The organism is Robinsoniella sp. RHS (genome assembly GCF_001029355.1).
Classification (GTDB): Bacteria; Bacillota; Clostridia; order Lachnospirales; family Lachnospiraceae; genus Robinsoniella; species Robinsoniella peoriensis.
Genome location: NZ_JNGB01000035.1, coordinates 1 through 21,275, shown reverse-complemented (window position 1 = coordinate 21,275; position 21,275 = coordinate 1). Strand labels below are relative to the sequence as shown.

Annotated in this window: 10 protein-coding genes and 1 riboswitch; all 10 genes read right to left on the bottom strand. The window is 41.1% G+C overall.

Annotated elements, in window-relative coordinates; all coding sequences use genetic code 11:
• Positions 1 to 510 (bottom strand): hypothetical protein, encoded by a 510-nt coding sequence (locus RHS_RS16320; RefSeq protein ID WP_047833781.1) that lies wholly within the window; start codon positions 508 to 510, stop codon positions 1 to 3.
• Positions 507 to 1,043 carry a hypothetical protein gene (locus RHS_RS16315; RefSeq protein WP_047833780.1) on the bottom strand — a complete coding sequence of 179 codons (537 nt, stop codon included), beginning with the start codon at positions 1,041 to 1,043 and terminating at the stop codon, positions 507 to 509. The genes RHS_RS16320 and RHS_RS16315 overlap by 4 nt, the downstream gene beginning before the upstream one ends.
• Positions 1,044 to 1,095: 52 nt before the next feature.
• Positions 1,096 to 1,893 (bottom strand): hypothetical protein, encoded by a 798-nt coding sequence (locus RHS_RS16310; RefSeq protein ID WP_047833779.1) that lies wholly within the window; start codon positions 1,891 to 1,893, stop codon positions 1,096 to 1,098.
• Positions 1,894 to 2,159: 266 nt separating this feature from the next.
• Entirely contained in the window at positions 2,160 to 2,996 is an 837-nt protein-coding gene (locus RHS_RS16305; protein ID WP_047833778.1) for a hypothetical protein, read from the bottom strand.
• 80 nt (positions 2,997 to 3,076) lie between these two features.
• Positions 3,077 to 3,601: a hypothetical protein gene (locus RHS_RS31195; RefSeq protein ID WP_052377646.1), complete on the bottom strand. Its 525-nt coding sequence runs from the start codon at positions 3,599 to 3,601 to the stop codon at positions 3,077 to 3,079.
• 17 nt (positions 3,602 to 3,618) lie between these two features.
• Positions 3,619 to 14,631: a hypothetical protein gene (locus tag RHS_RS16295; protein WP_047833777.1), complete on the bottom strand. Its 11,013-nt coding sequence runs from the start codon at positions 14,629 to 14,631 to the stop codon at positions 3,619 to 3,621.
• Between the two features lie 160 nt (positions 14,632 to 14,791).
• Positions 14,792 to 14,868, top strand: a riboswitch (cyclic di-GMP riboswitch).
• 120 nt (positions 14,869 to 14,988) lie between these two features.
• Positions 14,989 to 15,606: a recombinase family protein gene (locus RHS_RS16290; RefSeq protein WP_044295627.1), complete on the bottom strand. Its 618-nt coding sequence runs from the start codon at positions 15,604 to 15,606 to the stop codon at positions 14,989 to 14,991.
• Positions 15,607 to 15,752: 146 nt separating this feature from the next.
• Positions 15,753 to 15,896 (bottom strand): hypothetical protein, encoded by a 144-nt coding sequence (locus tag RHS_RS31190; protein WP_395018797.1) that lies wholly within the window; start codon positions 15,894 to 15,896, stop codon positions 15,753 to 15,755.
• 34 nt (positions 15,897 to 15,930) lie between these two features.
• Positions 15,931 to 17,163 (bottom strand): fibronectin type III domain-containing protein, encoded by a 1,233-nt coding sequence (locus RHS_RS16285; RefSeq protein WP_047833776.1) that lies wholly within the window; start codon positions 17,161 to 17,163, stop codon positions 15,931 to 15,933.
• Between the two features lie 260 nt (positions 17,164 to 17,423).
• Positions 17,424 to 21,182 (bottom strand): hypothetical protein, encoded by a 3,759-nt coding sequence (locus tag RHS_RS16280; RefSeq protein ID WP_395022657.1) that lies wholly within the window; start codon positions 21,180 to 21,182, stop codon positions 17,424 to 17,426.
• Between the last annotated feature and the right edge of the window lie 93 nt (positions 21,183 to 21,275).

Genomic DNA, 21,275 nt, shown 5'->3' with positions numbered 1-21,275 from the left:
TCATCTCTCTATTATCACAACTGCTTTTCTGGCTGTTTCTCCGATATATCTGTCATCTTCCGTCTGATAGAACTGTATCAGCACTGTACAGGGATAAACACCCGGTTCCAGTTTTGTATTCAAATATACGGAATCTATGTAAAATCCGGGATCTATCCCATCTGATTCATATAGTACACTTCCATCCCGGTCTGAAAGAATGCTTCCTTTGATGCAGAACCTGTTCCGGCTGCCATTGGCTAAACGGATCGTTCCTTTATCATCCGGGTTCTGAAAATAGATAACGGATTCTATATTTATATATTGCATGGCATCCGCCAGAAGACTGTTCTGTTCTTCTTTTCTGTCATTCTCTCTTTCTCTGGCTGTGTTGTCCCTGACCAGAGGAAGTTCTGAGGGATTCCAGACAGTGTAGATGCCAAGTCCGGTATAGAATCCTCCTGCCAGCATACACATGGCAGAAGCCGCTAATAATAGCTTGTTTTTCCATGCCTGTCTGATCCTTATCATGAATAAACTTTTCCATCTTTAATCTGCAGTAAAACATTTACTTTTGTTTTTGCTATTTCATCTTCTGTTTCATCCAGAGCGTATGTGGTGAATACCGCTGTTGCATGATAATTTCCGCTTTTTAACTGTTTATTAAGCTCTACATATTCAATGTAATAACCGGGATCAATCAGACCCGATTGATAAATTATCTCCCCGGTTTCATCTAATACCAGATCGATCTGAAGAGAGTAACGGTTTCCCGGAACATTTTCTATGCCCAGTTTTCCTTTTTTACCTCCTTCTTCAAATACCGGTTCTGCTGCGATACCGATATCTACCATTCCTTCTTCTACCTTTTGGCTGAGAAGCTCTGCCATCTCCGAAGGGCTTTTTCCCGGAAGAAGCCCGCCCAGGGCGTCTTCATCTCTTGTAAGCCTGTCCTTTCCCTGAGACTTCTGGGATTGATAATAGAAACCTCCTGCGATTCCTCCCAGAATTAAGATCAGGGCAAGGACAATGAGCCACTTTTTGCCCTTTTTCTTCTGCTCCATACCTTATGTCTGCTCCTTTCTGATTCTGTCCTCTGCTGCTGTAACTACAGAATTAATCAGTATTTACCTGCCATATAATCTTGCCGGCTTTGACGGATTCCTCAATCTGCGAATACTGTCCCCGGTATCCGCCTACCTCCACTCCCAGTTTCAATTCTTTTTCATACGGTTTATTTGCCGTCCCCGAAGGGGTGAAGCCCTCTTTATTCAAGGGTGCCTGCAAAGATATCTCCTGATCCAGCCAGATGCTTTTATCTGCGGTATCCGGACTGTTAAAAATATATGAACTGTTTTCATCTGTAAGACTTACACGGAAGTTTTTATAATTCCCCTGGTCCGTGGTTAGTTTACTGTCTTCTGCCGCTGCTTTCCAGTATCCCTGCTCTTCACCGGGATTTTCGATACCTTCCACACAGGCATTTAAACGGACTGCCTTTCCCTGCCTTACTGCAGGATTGTAGTTTTCATTTCCATCTGCATCCTGATCCGCAGTCTGGGTGGAATAATTTTTCACCCAAAGTCTGGAATCTCCCACCACACCAATCTCATAATCGCTTGCCGGATTGTCATGGTCCAGTACGTTTACAACGATATTTGGCAAAAGCAGCGTCCCGTTATCGACAGATATCTTCACTCTGCTGCCCGCATCTAACGTCCCGTTTACCACGAAGGCAAACGTAGTGGGAACGGTAACGGAGATCCGGGGGCTGTAATCTTTTTTTGCTACATCCAGCCATATATTCTGGCTGGGACCAGGGTCGGCTGCCTGTATACACAACACATCTCCCGCCATAAAACCGGCTGCCATACAAATTCCCATGGCAAATGTTATTTTCCTTTTTATCTTCATTTTGTTTATCCCTTCTTTCCAACAGAATTTTATGGAAAAAACCTTTTGCAGAAAAACCTATCCATTCAGATTTGCCTGCAACAAACTTTTTCCATTCCCGGGGACGCCAAAGCATATTACGGATAATTCCGTGTTGGGATATGCCCCAACCTGCTTATTGGTATCCCCCGGTATGATGCCATTTTAATATTTGAGTATTTTTATTTCAGTTTTTTATTTAAGTTTTTTATTTAAGTTTATTATTTCAATCATATTCTTGTTATTTATTAGTTAGTTTCAGAAAAATCATTACCCGGTGCTGTAGGAATATTATTTGTTGTATTGTCAACCTCATATCCTACCGTCCAAACGATAGTTCCTACTTTTGCAGACTGTTCAATCTGTTTGTAATCCCCGCGTTTTCCGCCAACCTGTACATCAAATGCCAGGTCTTTAGCTGCGCCGGTTTTAGCCAGTTTCGTTGTAGCATCTACATTAGCTGCATCAGATACATCCGGTGCATCCAGTACTACCGCATTTGCCATTTCGAAAGTATTCGCTCCTGCTGCCTTACTGAATTTCTGGCTTTCCAGGCTGAGGGTAAATTCTTTGAATCCTTGTGCGTTTGCACTGTGCTTCCAGTAGTTGCGGTCTTTATCAGATCCTTTATTTTCAATAGCTCCTGTCAGATTCACCGGAATACCATCACGACCGCCGCCTGTATTTGCCTTTGTAGAATAATTCGTAAAGGTCATGGTGCTGTCCTGTTCAACAGCAATCTCATAATCACTGGTATTTGAAGTAGGATCTAACACGTTTACTTTCACATTTGGAAGCAGTATTGTACCGTCTGTGGATGACAGCAGGTTATCTTTTTTAGCAGTATCCAAGGTTCCGTTTACTACAAATGCGAAAACGGTAGGTACAGTGACACGGATACGTGCATCTGCATTTGTCTCATCGTCCACTACAACACCGGCATACACATCTGTACCTCCGGGTACTGTAACTACCTCACCACCGGAATTCGTAGTGGCTGCCATAGCCGGAATTGTCATTGACATACAGAGTGCTGCTGCTGTTAAGGTTCCTAATACTTTCTTTGCTGTGTTTTTTCTTCTCATTATAATTTCCTCCAATAGTATTTTTATTTTTTTTATATTTTAAAAGGGTAAATGGCAAACCCATTTAAATCAAATGATCGTCAGTTCAGGATCTTAACCCTGACTTTGACATTCACCTGGCCGATATCCTCCAGGCTTTCCGGGTCGGTTGCAGTTACAACTGCTGTGCAGTCATACTCCCCTGCTTCCAGGTTATGATCCAGTTTTACCTTGTCTATGTATTGACCCGGTTTTAAGCCGTCACTTTGATAAAGAACTGTATGGTCTTTATCCAGAGTAAGCGTTACACGGCAGTAATATCTATTCTCTTTTATATTTTCAATCCCCAGATTACCTTCACTTTTACCATCTTCAAACACCGGTTCTACATTCATAGAAACATTGAACATCCCTTCTTGTACAATGCCGTCCAGCATACCCTGCAGCTCTGTAGGGGTTTTCCCCTCCAGTGTGCCGTCCTTTGCCATCTTGTCAAACCAATATTTACTGGTATCATCCATGTTATTTCTATTTAGCAGGAAATACCCTGCCACAGCTGCTGCCGCCAGAAGAAGGAGCAGCAGCAGAACGGCCCATTTTTTGACCTTTCTCTTTTTCTTTTCCATAAATTGCTCCTTTACTGTCAGCGGACTAATTCAAATTTATAAACCATCTGGTATTTCGCCCTGGCATTTTCTTTTACATAAGTATCTGGCTCCGTATAAGAGGTACCAAATAGAGTATCATTATATTTTTCGAAAAATGCCGTATCAGCTGTTCCTTTAAACGTAAATTTTCCCGATGCACCTGCTTCTAATTCCCCGAATTCTATGGGTGTGGTATTCGCTTTTGAAAGGGCAGATTCCGAAAGTCCTGCAAAACCGTTGCTGCTTTCCTGGTCTGCTCCCGCTACTGCCAGATAGAGCTTTTTATCCAGATCTGATCCTGTCAGTTCCGTTTCATCTCCTACCAGTATCATCTGATCCCACGTAATTCCCTCGGTATGATTGTCATTTCTAAATGCCACTACAGTGACTTTTGTCTTATATTTTCCACCGTTTGTAATGGTATAATCCGGTGCATCTAATGAAGCATTACGAATATTTTTGTTTTTTGCACTTGCCTGAAGCGGGTTTTCCACTGCCGCCAGGCAGACCTCTAATGGCACTGAAATATCCATAATTTCATAATTGTATAGTTCCAAAGTGTCATTCTCCGTGGTTGATTCCACCAGATAAAGCGCCGGGTTCACCGAGGTAATGGACGTCCCAAGCTTATAGTGGTAATACTCATCGTCAACGGCATCCTCATATGCTTCCTTGATGTCATACACTGCGATATCTCTTCCATTTACCGGATTGTCGGCACCGATGTCCAGATAATCACTTGCATTCAGCTTTTCCTGGATATGTATCACCCGGTCAGCTCCCCAGACCGGATTGTCCTGTGTCCCAGTATTCTCTGTTGTCAGATAGATCTCCTGATTTGCCAGTCTGGCTGCACCATATACGATGGTAAAATATCCATCCTGGTAAATACCGGCACCTTTTCCTGCACTGTTATTCTTTATCACAGCTCCGTCTAAGTTCAGATTTCCATGATTCGCTATTGCTCCTCCTTCTTCTTTTCCATTTGATGACAACGTATTATCATTGTGTTCCAGGATTGTTCCCTCATTTAGATTCAGGGTACTTCTTGTTTCTGTAATAATCAGAGGTGCCTCAGACTTTGTTGCTTCCGCAACATCTTCCATAGGATCTCCGCTGGCAACCGGCAAGCGGTGCCCATCAATAAGAATCTGCTGCAGGCTCAAACTGCTGCCTTCTTTTACTTTAAACAATTCTTTTGTATGGCTGCCCGGACTGCTAAAGTTAGGATTTGCCTTCATGGCATCGGGAACCACGTATCTTCGAATGTCTACGGAACCCCCGATAATGCTGATTTCGCCCGGACTGCCTGCCTCCGAATAAGAGGTTGACGATAAGGAAATATCTTTGTCAACGCTTACCGTATCTACTACATACAGATAACCTCCGCCGATATTCTTCAGTAGCTCATACGCTTTTTTCAGTGTCCGAACCGCATCATTAGGCAGCCCTCCGCTATTTGTATCATCATCTCCATTCACACCATCAATATATACTCTGCGGCGGAACTGCAGCTCCAGCATGTTTACTTCTCCTGTACGGCTTCCTTTGGAATAAATGTCGGTAACGGACCTTTCAAGCTGGTACATGGATGCCTCTTCCAGGGTTGGCTCATAGGGCTCCTGGGTACTTGTCCGTCCCGGATACTGTACCAGCGGTCTGCCTAGATACGGATCATCCATCGTTATCTGCAATTCACCATTCACCGGTTTGAAGCCACGCAGAGAGATTTCGATAAATTTACTGGACGCTGTATTGCCGATGCTTCCGCTACCGGTCAGGTGCACCGTTCCTTCTATTTTGGGTGCCCTGTCTAAGATACAGGTTCCGTCCTGGTAAATAGCGCTGCCTTTGCCGTTTGGCGTTTTCACATCCGAGATTTCAACACTGACAGCCTGGAAGGTACCTCCATCAACATAGACACCTGCACTCTTTACATCAGCAGCCGTATTATGATTTCGGTATATCGTTGCGCCTGCCGGTATAATGAGGCTTCCCTTCACCTGGAAGATCGGCGCCCCGGCTTCTACTTTACCTGCTGCAAATAATGGATTCCCTACTACTTCCTGGCTGTGGCCGTCGAAATAAACATTATCAACAGTTAATTTTCCGGAAGCAGCTATTTCTATCATTACGCCGGTATAGGTAGGTGTTTTATACTGCTCTGTTTTATACTGCTCTTCTTCAGACTGCCCTTTCTCCCAGTCTTCCCATGCATCCGGCCGTGCGTATCTCTGGAAGTAGACCGGACCTTTTGCATCAATTACTTTGACGACGTTTTCATAATATCCGTGTGCTCCTGTTGAATCATTTATATTATTCATTTTGATTTCATCATCCACGGTAACTTTTCCGACGATTGTGATTACGCCTCCTTCAGCACCTGCCTTTAGAATTTCATATGCCCTTTCCAGTGTACGGACTGCCTTTTTTGGCGTCTTTCCATCCTCACTGTCATCTCCGCTTTCACCATTGAGATAAACAACCCCTTTTTGCTGAAGTTCCAGAATATTCTTAACGCTGCTTCTGTTCTCCAAATGATAAATTGCCAAAATCGAGGAATCCAGGCTGAAATATTTCTTTGTGTTGCTGTCAGGCACCGCTCCTGCAGGATATTCGATTACACGGCGTCCTCCATATGGATTGTCCATGTTCAGTTTTAATACCGTACCGTTGACAGGTTTATAAGTTTCGTCTGCGCTGATGTAACTGCTGGCTGCTTCGTCAGCACCGCTGCCTGTCAGATATACTTCCCCGTTAATAGTTGAGGAGCCTGCAATGCTCATAGATCCGCCCTGATAGACTGCACTTCCTTTTAATGCGCTTACGTCCTGTATGGTCCCACCATTTACGGTAAGGGTACCTCCATTATTATTTACTGCACCTCCTGTTTTACCCGCTGGGAGATTGTTTAGCCTTAACTTAGTATCTGTGTTCATGCTGACAGATGCTCCCGGATCTATCCGAATTAAGGAATCTCCTTCTATAACGTCATCTATTTCCCTTCTTCCCAATATCCGGATATTTTCAAGCCTCAGGTCTGCACCCGCAGCTGCCCGGACAACCGGTCCTGTATATGCTGCCCATTCTTTGCCTGCCCCATAAATTGGAAATCCGGTATAACGGCTTATCCAGGCTGTATCAGGCAGATCCCAGGTCTCTTGTTTATTCACTTCAATCGGACCGCTGGCATATATTACATAATTATTTCCGCCCCCCAAAGATATTGCTTTAGCCATAGTCTTAACAGCCCTGTCCGGATTAGCACCGTTATTGCTGTCTGAACCTTTTTCACTGTCTATATAAACACATTGCTTAAGTACAAGATTTGGTGCCTGCTTTTCCAGAACATAGCCTGCTACCTGAGTTGTAAAATATGCAAGGTAACCGGTAGCATCTAAAATAACATCATTATCCGCTTTTACCACAACGCTGCCTTTTTGAAAACTGCCGGAACAGTCAATCATGTATTTCCTGTTTCTCTGATATATGGATCCACCCAAAACCAACGGATAGGATGTACTGGAAAGATAAATTCTGTCAGAAATTACACTTCCGCCGCCCTTCAGATTGAAGGATGGTCCCTCAATATAAATACCGGCATTTATTTTTTCTGCAGGTATTGCAGTGCTCAGTGGTATGTTATCGCGGATTACTCCACCCGCCACATCCACCTTAGAGGAACTTCCGTAATAATAGATTCCTGCACCTCTGTTAGCTTTGTTTCCCCTGATGTTTCCGCTGAGGAATTTTAACGTTCCCCCTACTACGGAGATAGCACCACCTTTGCTATAGGAAGTAGATGTGCTTTCCGTTCTAAGTGCTCTGCATATATTATTCTGTATCTCCGCACCATTTATCGTTACCTGGCCGCTGTTAACAAATATTCCGCCGCCCTGCGCACCATAAGTAGGTGAGGTATTGGTACCACTGTAGATCAATTCGTTATCAGAAATTATTCCGCCGTTGACTGTAATGGTTCCATTGTTAAATACAGTTCCCATTATGTTTGCCGAATAGCTTGACGAATCTGAGATGTTCCCTGTAATTGCTGCGCTTCCCGACATATTCAGTGTTCCGGCATTATAAAAAGCCGTTCCAGAGATCGTTGATGTTATTTTTTCAGTTCTGTTTCCGGAAATGGTCCCACCGGAAAATTCAAATGTCGAATAGACATTATAATTGTAAACACCAACTCCATAACTATAGCTGGCAGACCGGTTTACATTATCATCTATATGACCGGAAGTCATGATTACCTTACCGTAATTATAGATGCCGGCAGCATATGCATAGCTAGAAGACAGCCCATCGCATTCATTACCAACAATACTTCCACCCTTAATATTCACATTGCCAGAATTTAAAATTGCTGCTCCGCCTTCATTGGAATTTGTCTTACGGTTATTCTGTAAATACGCCCCCTGTTCTAAATTGACTACAGCGCTGCTGCTATTGACATTGATAATGGAACCGGAAATTGCTGTTTTCAACGGGATATTTTCTTTATTTCCATCAATTGTAATGTTTTTTACCGTGAATACTGCACTTCCGCCAAGCTGTATCATATGGCCAAAAAATTGCTCATCCCTTAATACTTTTGGTTTCCAGGTATCCCCTTTATCATTTGTAAAGGATCCTCCCTCATCAAAGCTCCAGGTATCCCCCTGGGGCTTTGCCGAAGACGACGAGTAGAAATCTACCGGATAATTGCAGATGATAATACTGGCTCCGGCATCTAATGTTTTTAATATTTCCGCTGCTTTGGCGAATGTTGCCACTGGCGCCCCCCGGCTCCCACCGTTATTACTGTCATTTCCCGGTACCAGAGTGGGCGTAAGCGCCCCCTGTCCCGCCAGATATACATTATTCTCACCCTGAACAATCAGATTCGGTGTCCGTGCCTTAATAGATTTATCTTTTGGAAAATTAGCAGTTTTTATAAAGTTGTCGATAAAAGGATCTGCACCTGCAGTAAGGGCTGTATCCGGTTCCACTAAGACCTGTCCGATAAAGTTATCGCTGCACCCGATATTGAACTTCTGATTATCCGGTTCACTTAACAGCGTAACCGGCTTATTCACATCCTGTATATAGATCTCTCCTGATACCTCAGCCTTACCGCCCAGATTCAGCTTACCGGCACAATCCACCGCATTTCCAATGGCTGTACTGCGATTCCCCTTTATCTCAATACCATCTTTAAGCGTGAGTGTCCCCTTTGACCCGACGATAATACCCTTCCCCTGATTATTAATAACCTTAGCGGTGCCTTCCATAGTTATCTCGATTTCATTTGGATAAATCGTCGTGATGTTACTGCTTGTATATAAATAATCATCATTAAAAATACCGTTATTACCATTGTCGTTTACCGATGCATCTCCTGACATCAGAATACTGCTGGGCCCGGAATAATAACTGGAACTTGTTGTCTTATATCGCTCCAGATAAATCCCATATGAACCATTATTAGAAACTTTGGCACTGTCTTTTATTTCCACTGCACATGATCTTCTGGACAAGATTCCATAATTGGAATTTGCTTCCGAACGTGAAGTCCCTCCAATAACGGCATTGTCTTCCAGTATAATTTTAGGACGTACTGCGGTACTGGTTGAAGTGGTACAATAATCAAAGTATATGCCATAGCTATTTTTACCTATTCTGGAATTACCCCGCATAATAATACTGGTGTTATTGATCGCATAAGAAGAACTTCCATATACACCGTAGCTTGATCCTTCAATTTTTGCATTTCCATCCAACACAACGGATAAATTATCACCATCAAAATTTGTAGCAGATATATTATATAAATAAATACCATAATAATTATTTTCATTTATAATGGCGGAGTTTCCGTCCATATTGAAACGGCTGCTTTTTGTAACATTCATCGCATAAACACCTTTACTGCTTTTCAAGATCCGGGCATTGTCATGTAAGGATGCAACATTATTCGCAGCGTTCATGTATATACCTGTTTCAGACTGTAGAATGGACGAATCCTGATTCATCTCCAGCATTGGCGTATCCGATACTGTCGTTCTTCCTAACAGGCCTGCCCCGTACCTGCCCGGAGCCAGAATATATGAAGAATCATTCATAATAGCTTTGGAATTATCTCCTTGTATGCCAATGCCGCCTGTACTGCTATTAAGTCCTGGCAGGTTCCCCTGACTGTTGTTATTATTCAGGTACCTGTAATTTTCTATACCCGAATGATCCTGCATCGTTAGAGTTCCGCCGCTTAACAACCTGACTGCCCAGTTCCCATGCCAACGGATTACCGCTCCGTCCGATTGATCCGGATTAAGCCCCTTCATTAAAATGCTTCCCCCGGCGCTCTCAACTCCAAAACTGTAGTTATTTTGCAAAATTGTGTTTTCCAATATCAGCGATGTATTGGAGGTTAGATAAATCATAGCCTGAATCGTATTATTAGCCCCGTCTACAGCGCCTGCATTTCCGTCCATCAGAAGCTTGCCCACGGTAAATTTGCCGGAACCATTGTTTAACAATCTGGCCATAACGCCATAGTAACTGGCAAACCGTTTTACCTGTGCCAGATTTGTATTAATGACATTCCCTTGGGAATTAGTCGTGTCAGACTGAACAAACTCTTCTGCTTCATAATCCAGCTCCCATTTCTGATCTCCGGCGTCTGCTGGTATCCTTACCTCCCCGCATATGTAAATGTAAGGCTCAAATCCATCCGGATCATAGCCCGGATCTCCCGCAGCCTTTTGGGCATTTATTTTTGCCTCTGCAATCCTGTCTTTCAAAATATCTTTTGCCTTCTCAAATGTAAGCACTGCATTAGACGGAGAGGTCCCTGCGTTTGAATCACTTCCATTGGTTCCATCCAGATAAACCCCTTCTCCAACCAGAATAATATTTTTATTAAATCCTCCCAATTGGGTCTTCGGCGGTATCTCACCTCCTGTAAAATAGGAAACATAAGGCTCTGCATCCTGAATATTTGAATACGTATATGTTTTATCAATTACATTAACTGCGCCATATTTTGCCGGCGTAACGACTACACTGCCCACTTCAAAAGCATTTTTGTTTAAGTATAACGGCATTTTTCCTTCTGAACCGGTTACCGGCACTTTTTCAAGCAAATATAATTTACTTGTTGCCGTATTTAAAAAGATCTTATCTTTCATATCAAGCGCTTCCGGATCTATGTAAATCCTGTAGGAAGAAGTAGTACTTATATCCAGATATATCCCGAACTTGCCAGCCTCTGTATTTTTCGAATCATAGGTTCCGCCTAAAAACCACATGGCACTGTATATATAGCAGCTGCTGCCCTGATTCACCGCGGTGTTATTTGTAAGGGAAGAGCCGGTTCCAATATAAGAAGTTCCTCCATTGTTGAAAAAGCCACCACCGTTTTCAGTTGCTTGATTGCCGGAAACTTCTGTATCCTCCAAATATATCACTCCACCGATTGTACAAACACCTCCGCCATACTGAGCTGTGTTATCTTTTAAATACGACTCTGTTACTTTTATCGTATTTCCACTAATATATAATCCTCCGCCACTGGATACTGCATTATTTTCTTTTATCTCCACCCCCTGCAGAATATCTAAATAACTGTTGGAAGTATAAATGCCGCCGCCATACTGGCTGGAGTTTTTTTGTATGACACTGCCTGTTATGGAATAACGACTGCTTGAGTATCCGCCGTTGAGATACAATCCACCTCCATAATAACTTTCATTTCCCTGGATTGTTCCTCCTGACATCGAAAAACTGCCAGCAGTAGAATAGACCCCTCCCCCATAATAAGTATTTGTATTATTTTCAATAATACCCCCTTTGATAGTTAAATTACCTCCGGTACTGTAGATTCCTCCGCCATAACGACTGCTGCTGCTTGTTCCAATTGCTTTATTTCCGGAAATCTTTCCACCATCCATTACCATTTTCACACCGGAACCCAGATAAACACCGCCTCCGTAAACGTAATAGCCTGTACCAGTATTATCTGATATTACTGCGGTTCCACTTACATTTAGTTCTCCACCAGTTATATAGATTCCGGCGCCATAACTATTGTAGGAAGAACTGCTTCCAGATGTGGCACCTGTTCCTCTTGCCTCATTATTGGTGATGCTTCCTCCACTGATGTTGAGGATACTGTTTGAACCGGCAGCGTAAATACCGCCTCCAAAGCCTTTATAATAATCAGATAACGACAGATTGGAATTAATTGTTCCCCCTGTCATATCCAGCTGCGCATTGCTTACATAAACTCCGGCTCCGTATCTGCTTGAGTCCGCACCGCTGTTGTCGGTAATGCTACCTCCATTTAAAGTAAAAATCGTATCATTTTTATTTACACCTGTTACAGATACACCCAGTGATTTCCGGGTTATCGTCCCCCCGTTCATTGTAAACCTTGTTTCCTTGCCGGATGCTCCCTGAACCTGAACTCCGATCCCCAGATAAGAGCTGTTAAAACCTCTTAAAACAGTACCATCCTCAGAGGTATAGGTTCCCCCGGGAAGTACATTTATCATGATATTACTGTTATTTTTATAGTCATATTCCATCAGAAGTGAGGAAGTAGTTAGGTTTCCTCCGTCTTTTACTGACACCAGCGTACCCGGCACCGTTTTATGGTGTGTCGTGTAATCAGTATTTGTCTTACAGCAGGTAATTTTCGCTTCACTGCTTCTGTCTTTCCCGGAATCATCGATGAAATTCCATACCTCTGTTCCGGTAATGTCAACGGTATCACAGATATAGATCACTCTGTTTTCGGGCGCAATCTCATCCCAGTTTTCTAATAATATCTTTTTTGCCTGAGCGAAGGTATTCACCGGCCAGTTACAGTTTCCTCCAAACCACGCATCGTTTCCTTTCTGTCCATTGAGATAGACTCCGGTAAAGACAAACTTACGATAAAGTTCAATATGATTTTCAAATACACCGTCACTATCCTCATACGTATCCTTACGAAGTCCCCACCCGGCATTTTGATTACGGCTGTGGAGAACAAATGCATCCAGGTAATCTGACGCGTCGCTTCCGGCGGGTCCCATAATTACATCTGCATACTGATATACCTGATTGTCGTCTAACCCCGAAAAATAAACATTAAATTTACGGTTTCCCGGATCAGCGGCCAGTTCTATCGTACAATCTGCCAGACGGTCCCTGTATTCCGGATCCAATTCTGTCTGGATGCTTCCTCCTGTTATGGTCATTCCTTCTCCGATCACCAGCTTGCCAAGAACATCACCTGATGCGCCGTCATAACTTCCTGCAATTCTTATACCGATCCCCTGTTTACAGGCTACGTCAATATTAGACATTTTAAATGTTTCACCCGGAGGAATGATCAAAACTTCCGTAGGATATTTCTCCCATTGAGACAACGCAATCTTATTTTCACCATCCAGCTCCGTTATCGGCACACCATTCTGAGTAAACTCCGGATCACCTACGACTACCGGACTCATTACAATAACAGTTCCGCCTTCTCCGCCAAGCAATTCTTTCGCCTTTTCCCAGCTCTGAACCGGATGCTGATCATCAATACCCGAATTCCCATCATTGCCTCCCGGAATCGCAGGTCGGTCACCTTCGGGACTTGATGCATCCTTATTTACATTCCAATAGACGATCTGGCTGCCCACTGCGCGAGCCGATGAACGGACTTTATTTTCCGTATTGTTTTCAGGCTCTTTTATGTCTGTCTTATCTTCATCTTTTGGAGAAACTTTAGAAACATCTTTTTCTACATCTTTGGTTTCATCTTTTGTTGTATCTTTTGTTGTATCTTTATCATCTGTTTTAGACAGCAGCGTTAAATAAATTTCTTTTGCTGTGTCCTCCTTAACCCAAAGTTTCCAATTATTTTTTGCGCTCTGTTCCAACGTAAAATGACTTAATAAGCTATCTCCGCTTTCCCCATTTTCATAGAGTGCTGATAACGCCATTTCCTCGTTTACATTTGCATCCGCCTGTACAGATATAGTGTAAGTTCTGCCTTTTTCTAATTCTTTCAGAATCTGAATGGAAGGCTTCTTCCCCTGGCTGTTTCTGTAGTCCAATTCCAGATTACCCTGAACGTTGAGCCCAACTCCTATCACAAGGCTTCCGCCCGTAACCCTGATAAGTGTCTGGTTTTCTCTGCCGGCGGCTGAGGCTAATGTCATATTAGAAAGTACAGCCCCTCCTTCTTCAATAAGAAATATCGACTGGTCTTCCCCTTTTCTTTCTGCCCAATTAACAAACCGGATGCCTCTTCCATCAAATTCTACTTTTTCAGAAGCATTGATTTTCATTGAGGACATAACATAAACTGTAACCTCATCTCCGGGTAACTTTTTCAAATCAGCTGCCTTACTGAATATATCCTCTATATTTGTCAAAGGAGTCTGAGCACTTTTACCATCCCGACTATTATCATCCGTATTTTTGTCTGCATCAGCGGATGGATCCCAATAGAGCACCGGTGACTCCTGGCTTTGGTTCTCTTTGGATTCCGACTGAGTTTCCTTTGTGCTGTCTTTTGCACTTTCTGTTGCATTATCTGTTGTACTGTCTGTTGCACTTTCTTTTGTAGTTTCTGTTGTACTTTCTTTTGTGCTATCTTTTGAACTTTCTTTTGTAGTTTCCTTTATACTGTCTTTTGATTCCTGAGTTTTTTTATCTGTCCCTGCTGCTTCTGCCTTTTTTTCTGTATTCGATATATTTTTTTCTGTCAAAGGGGTCTTATTTATTTCTGTGGTGAATTTTTCTGTATCCGTCTTCCTCTGTAATTCAGTCCCCTTTTCTGAATCTGTTGCCTTTTCTAGTTTTGTTTCATTTTCCGAAACTGATTTTTTTGTTTCACCGGAATACTCGCTTATCGTATTTACTTTTCCGATAAGATTGTATTTTTCTGTTGCTGTTCCAGCAGCCTCTGTTATTCCCGGACTGCATATGATAATACCGATGCAAAGCATAACAGCCACTATTTTTTTTACTTTTTTATTCATTTGTGCTCCCTCCGATTTTATAAATATTGCCTATAACAAAGGCTTTTCTTTTATTCATTCTAATAGGTTCCTGGAAATTACTGGTGATTAAATCAGACTTTTTTCTTCAGATGTGATAGAATAAGGCAAGTAAGAAAACTGTAACAAAAGAATACGTGATATATGACAATAGCAAAACAGGCGAAAGCCTGTGACGCAAAGCTATCAGGGTCTGTAAAATGACAGCCAGCTGCCGACTTCCTTCTTGGATTATGCCTGCATGCTGGCTGTCATTTTTATGTATTTTTAGCTGGGGAAAAAAGTCTACCTTTTTCTCCAAAAACAATATATTTTCGACAATATATTACAATTAATTTATTATAGGGATTCATTCAATTGATTGCTTTGTAAAGCCCATTTAAAAAAAGTTTTATGATCTACTTCTAATCTTCTGGCAGCTTCCCTGCCACTGATTCTATTTTCAGACCATTGTTCATATACGTTTGTAAAATTAGCCGGTAGCTCTTTACTGGGACGACCGAACTGTACTCCTTTTACCTTGGCAACTTCAATTCCTTCCTTTTGCCTTTGCCGGATATTTTCTCTTTCTATCTGCGCAACATAGGACAAAATCTGTAAGACAAGGTCTGCTATAAAGATACCTGTTATATCATTTTCTTTAACTCTTGTATCTAACAGAGGAAAATCAATGACGACAATATCGGCTTTTATTACTTTCGTTAATCTGCGCCATTGGCATATTATTTCATCATAATCTCTTCCCAGGCGATCTATCGATTTTACATATAATACATCTCCAGCCTTTAATTTTTTTATTAGCTTTTTATACTGCGGACGATCAAAGTCTTTACCCGATTGTTTGTCTTCGAATATATGACTTGATAATATACCAGCTTTTTCCATAGCTGCCAGTTGACGGTCTGTGTGTTGATCTTTTGTTGATACGCGTACGTATCCATATTTCTGGCTTTTCATTGCATTCCCTCCATTTGTGAATATTCATGAATTATTATGCCACAATTTTTATAATTTTGAACTGGAATATTTTTTTTAATTAAAAAAACGGAAAGAATTGTGTATTTTTACAATTCTTTCCGTTATTACTCAAAGTATAGAATCAACTAATACTTTTTATTAATCATTTTTAAGTACGCTTCCTGTTCCCAGTCATCAATGATGATATCATAATGGGTATTAATTTTAATACAACCATATAGCATAATTATAAATCCAATTAATATCATAATCCCAAATGTTGCCGCCATTTTCTCCTCCTGTCAATCAGACTACGTAACAGGTTTATCTGTATCGAACTTGATAAGTGTAATTATCACTGCTTCTGTAAGTCTTACTTCCGACTTTCTTATTTGCTATTACGTAGATATAATATGTTCTTCCTTTTTTCAGCCTGCTGCTACCATATTTTTTTATTATAGTTTTTGTTGATTTTGTTGTAGTGGCTTTTTTATAACCGGAATTACGTTTGCTTGAAATGTATACAGTATAGTTTGTTGCTCCATTTATCTTGTCCCAGGAGACCTTAATTCCCGTTCCGGATTTTTTACCTTCCACCTTTGGTTGAATTGCAATGTAGGAGGTTGACCAGGAACTATACTTCTTACCTGTTTTTAACTGAATATAGGCACGTACTTTTACTTTATAAAAGTCTTTTTTTATGTTTGAAAATGTATAGCTGTTAGTGTTATAGTTTATAACTTTTGTGGATCCTATATTTTTGTTTTTAGCAGAGTATAAAGCAATTTCGTAACCATTTGCGTTTTCTGCTCTTTCCCATTGAATACTTGCTTTTTTGATATTTGCGTATCCATAATCGGTAAAAATATTCTTTACACTTGACGGTACTGTTTTTACATCATAAACTGTTGTACCATAGCTGGCCACCGCTGTATAACCGCCTGCGCTCCGTTCCGGATATACTTTATACTTATAAGTTCCGCCTGCCTTTAGATTATTAATGGTATAAGTATTGGCTGCCGTCTTTCCTATATAGATCTCCTGATTACTTTCAATCTGATATACATTATATCCAGTTGCTCCGGCTGATTTATCCCATTGCAGTGTTACACTTGATGTACCGGCATTTGTCTGTATTACTTTCTGATATGGAATCTGAACCGGTGTAGTAGCAACTGCTATTCCAACTGACCATGGTCCATATATCTTATTGGAGTATTGATTTTCATAAGCCCTGACTCTAAAGTAATATGTCATTCCGGCGGTAAGTCCGCTCTTGCTGCAATCCAGACTTGTCATCGTATAGCCAACAGAATACCAGTTCCGGTTGTCTTGTGAATATTCTACCTCATATCGGATGCTGCTTCCCATAACCTGATTCCAAACGACCTTGGCAGATCCTTCTGACGCATATGTCTGTCTCAATCCTGAGGGAGCGCCCGGTGCAGCCAATGCTGACATGCTAAAAAACAAAGCAAGCAGAAATCCCAACACCATTATGGCTCCAGCTCTTTTATATCGTTTTGTGTGCAGATTCATTTTATCGTAATCATACATTTTCATTTCCCTCCTTAAATCTTTTCTGAGGGTAGTTTATCATAGATTCATTTCTGAAATACCAGATTTGTCCTGAAATGCCTATTTATCTGCATGAATTGTTGTTTTCAATATATTCTAATTCTTTTAACCCTTAAAAATAGAATTTCAGTGCAAAAAAACTTCTTCCCAGTCAGAGGATATTTGACAAAAAGATCCGCTGTATTTGTGTACAGCGGATCCCTTGAAAAATTTGGAGAATTTATTAATATACTAAATATTTAGCTTCTCCAGGGCTTTACATTAATTACTAACTCTGCCATGGCGGTCTGTCCGGCCTGATTCGTTAACCGATATAAAATAGTGTAACTTCCGGTATTATAGCTATAGAATGTATCGCCCAAAAGCCGTTCACCATTCAATGTACATATGACTTTACTCTTTAAGTTCGGACCGTCTTTTTCATCACTGGCTGTTTTTATGAAATCTTTCAAATATACGCGTTTACCAGGAGTGATGCTTAAATTATCCGTAGATAATTTAAGAACAGGAAGTTGCTTTTTCGCTTTTACAATAATGTACATGGATTTCTTAACGGTGATACCATACTTATTTGTCAAAGAATACATTACTTTATATTTACCTGCCTTATCAGCTTTAAACTTCATATTCTCTGACAAATTTTCTGAGCCTACTTTGCATTTTACTAATTTCATAGCATTTTTACCGCCCTTATACTGCAATGCTTCTTTGATATACTGATTCAGATTTACTGTTTCTCCGGATTTAACCGTAATCTCAGTTTTCTTTAAGCGCAGAACCGGACTTGCAGGTTTAACTACAACTTTTAACTGCTTTTTCATAGTACCTTTCTGATATGGCATTTTAAAGGTAACTTTGAAAGTTCCTGTTTTTGATGCTGCAAAGTAATTCCTTTTGATCATTTTCTTTTTATCTGCAATGAATGTTACTTTATCTTTGATATTCTTTCCGTTGGAATCCTGAGCCACAGAGATTAGAGTTCTTAAATCTAATTTCTTACCAACTTTGATTGTTACTTTACTCTTTTTCAAAGTAAGCTTTGCATAATCAGGTTTCGGACGATCTTTCACCTTTACCAGCAGATATTTTGTTACATTCCCTGCTGCATGTGGCAATGTTATGGCTACTCTGAATTCCCCTGCAATAGGAGAGCAGAATATTTGTCCATTAATCAGGAACGATGGCAATACCGTATACCTCAAACTATATCTAAGATCCTGGTTTGTGGAGTCGGTGGCAACTGATACCATCTGTCCTAATAGCAGATTTTCTCCCATAAAAATCTCTGCCCGATCCTGTTTCAATACAAGCTTAGGATTTTTTGGTTTTTCCTGCACTTTACGATAACAAAATGCTGCGGACTGCTCATACCTAACATTCTGTAAATGGATCTTAGACTGGCTTATCACCTCGTATCCTTTAATAGATGGAGCATTGATGACGATACTGCTTCCTTTGTCGATTTCATACACCATTTTATAGATGGACTGATCAACTAAATTACTAATATTATTATCGTACTCATCAAAAACTTTTACATATATCTTTACCTTCTCTACGGGTATTACCTTTTGTTTGTAATAGAAAGTTACGGATTGATCTCCTGTAATGGGTGAAATCATATAATATGGCTGACCGCTTACGTTGTAACCATCAATGGAAGGTGCATAGATCTTTATGCTGTCCCCCTTAACCGCTTCAATTTCCAACGGTGATACGGACTGGTCAACCAGCCCGGATAAATCTTTGTTATTCTCATCTTTTACCAAAATGTGAATTTTAACTTTTTCAACCGGTTTTTCCTTTTCTTTGTAAATAAATTCTACCGTTTCATCTCTGACAATTGGATAAAACAGTTGCACATCTTCGCCTGTCACTACATAACCATCTATGAATGGAGCTTCTATTCTGACCTCACTGCCTTTTTCCGCTTCCACCACTAATGGTGTAACCGACTGGTTTACCAGACTGCTAAGGTCTCTTCCCTGCTCATTCTTCACAAGTATGGTGACAAAAACTTTTTCCACCGGCTTTACTTCTTTGCGGTAAATAAATGTGATCTCTTCATTCTGAAGAATCGGTGAGAAGTCTTTCACTTTATCTCCCTGAATTTCATACCCTTCCATTTCCGGATACTCTATTCTCACATTACTTCCCTTTTCTGCTGTCCTCGCCAATGGATAAATATCCTGGTCTATAAGACTGCTTAAATCATTTCCTGACTCATCCTTCAAAAGAATTGTAATGTTTACTTTTTCCACAGGCTTCTCCGCTTCTTTATATTCAAAGACCACGGTTTCATCCTGATAAATGGGTTTAAATTCTTGAAAGCTTTCTCCCTGGATTTTGTATCCTTCAATTACAGGAGCAGAAACAATCACATTACAATTTTTCTCCACTGACTGATGCAGCGGTGTTTCTTCCTGATTTACAAGACTGCTTAAATCCCTGCCCTGTTCATCTACCGGTATAATGGTTATATTTACTTTTTCTACCGGCTTTACTTCTTTTGCATATGTGAATACAATGTTCTCATCCTGCTTAATTGGTGAAAAATCTTTAGAACTTTCTCCCTGAAGCACATACCCATCAATCTCAGGCGCTTCTACTTTCACATTGCTGCCTTTTTCCACTTCCCAAACTAATGGTCTGTCTTCCGTGTTCACAAGGCTGCTTAAATCATTGCCCTCTGTATCCACAGGAAGAATGGTCACGGTAACTTTTTCTGCAGGTTTCACTTCTTCCTCATAAATGAACTCTACTATTTCATCATTTTGAATCGGGAAGAAATTAATATTACCCTTTCCCTGTAGTTTATATCCCTCAATTACAGGTGCCGTAACCGTAATATCGCTCCCTTTCTCCACTTCTAAGGATAAAGGATTTACGTTTTGATCTACCAGATTACTCAGATCTTTTCCGGTAGTATCATTTACATGGATGGTGACCATTACTTTTTCAATTGGTTTTATTTCTTCCTGATAAATAAACTCTACCGTCTCGTCTTTCGTGATTGGGTTGAATTCCTGGAAATTATCTCCCTGAACTTTATATCCGTCTATCACTGGTGCTTGTACCCTTACGTTGTCACCTTTCAGTGCCGGAATTATCAGTGGTGTCGTTTCCTGATTTACCAGATTTGATAAGTCATTTCCTGCGCTGTCCTTTACCTTAATTGTGGCTTGCAGTTGTTCCTTATACGTAAATGTTACTGTCTCGTCTTTCGTGATTGGATTGAATTCCTGGAAATTTTCTCCCTGGACTTTATATCCGTCTATCACTGGTGCTTTTACTTTTACGTTGTCACCTTTCAGTGCCGGAATTACCAGCGGCGTCGTTTCCTGATTCACCAGATTGGATAAGTCGTTTCCTGTGCTGTCTTTTACCTTGATCGTCACGTTCAGCTGTTCCTTGTACGTAAATGTTACTGTCTCGTCTTTCGTGATTGGATTGAATTCCTGGAAATTTTCTCCCTGAACTTTATATCCATCTATCGCTGGTGCTTGTACTCTTACGTTGTCACCTTTCAGTGCCGGAATTACCAGTGGCGTCGTTTCCTGATTCACCAGATTGGATAAGTCGTTTCCTGCGCTATCTTTTACCTTGATCGTCACGCTCAGCTGTTCCTTGTAAGTAAATGTTACTATCTCGTCTTTCGTGATTGGATTGAATTCCTGGAAGTTTTCTCCCTGGACTTTATATCCGCCTATCACTGGCGCCTCTACTCTTACATTGTCACCTTTTAGCACTGGTATCACGAGTGGCGTTGTTTCCTGATTCACCAGATTGGATAAGTCTTTTCCGGCGCTATCCTTTACCTTAATTGTGACTTGCAGCTGTTCCTTGTAAGTAAATGTTACTGTCTCGTCTTTCGTGATTGGATTGAATTCCTGGAAATTATCTCCCTGAACTTTATATCCATCTATCACTGGCGCCTCTACTCTTACATTGTCACCTTTCAGCACTGGTATCACGAGTGGTGTTGTTTCCTGATTCACCAGATTGGATAAGCCTTTTCCGGCGCTATCCTTTACCTTAATTGTGACTTTGCAGCTGTTCCTTGTACGTAAATGTTACTGTTTCATTTTGGG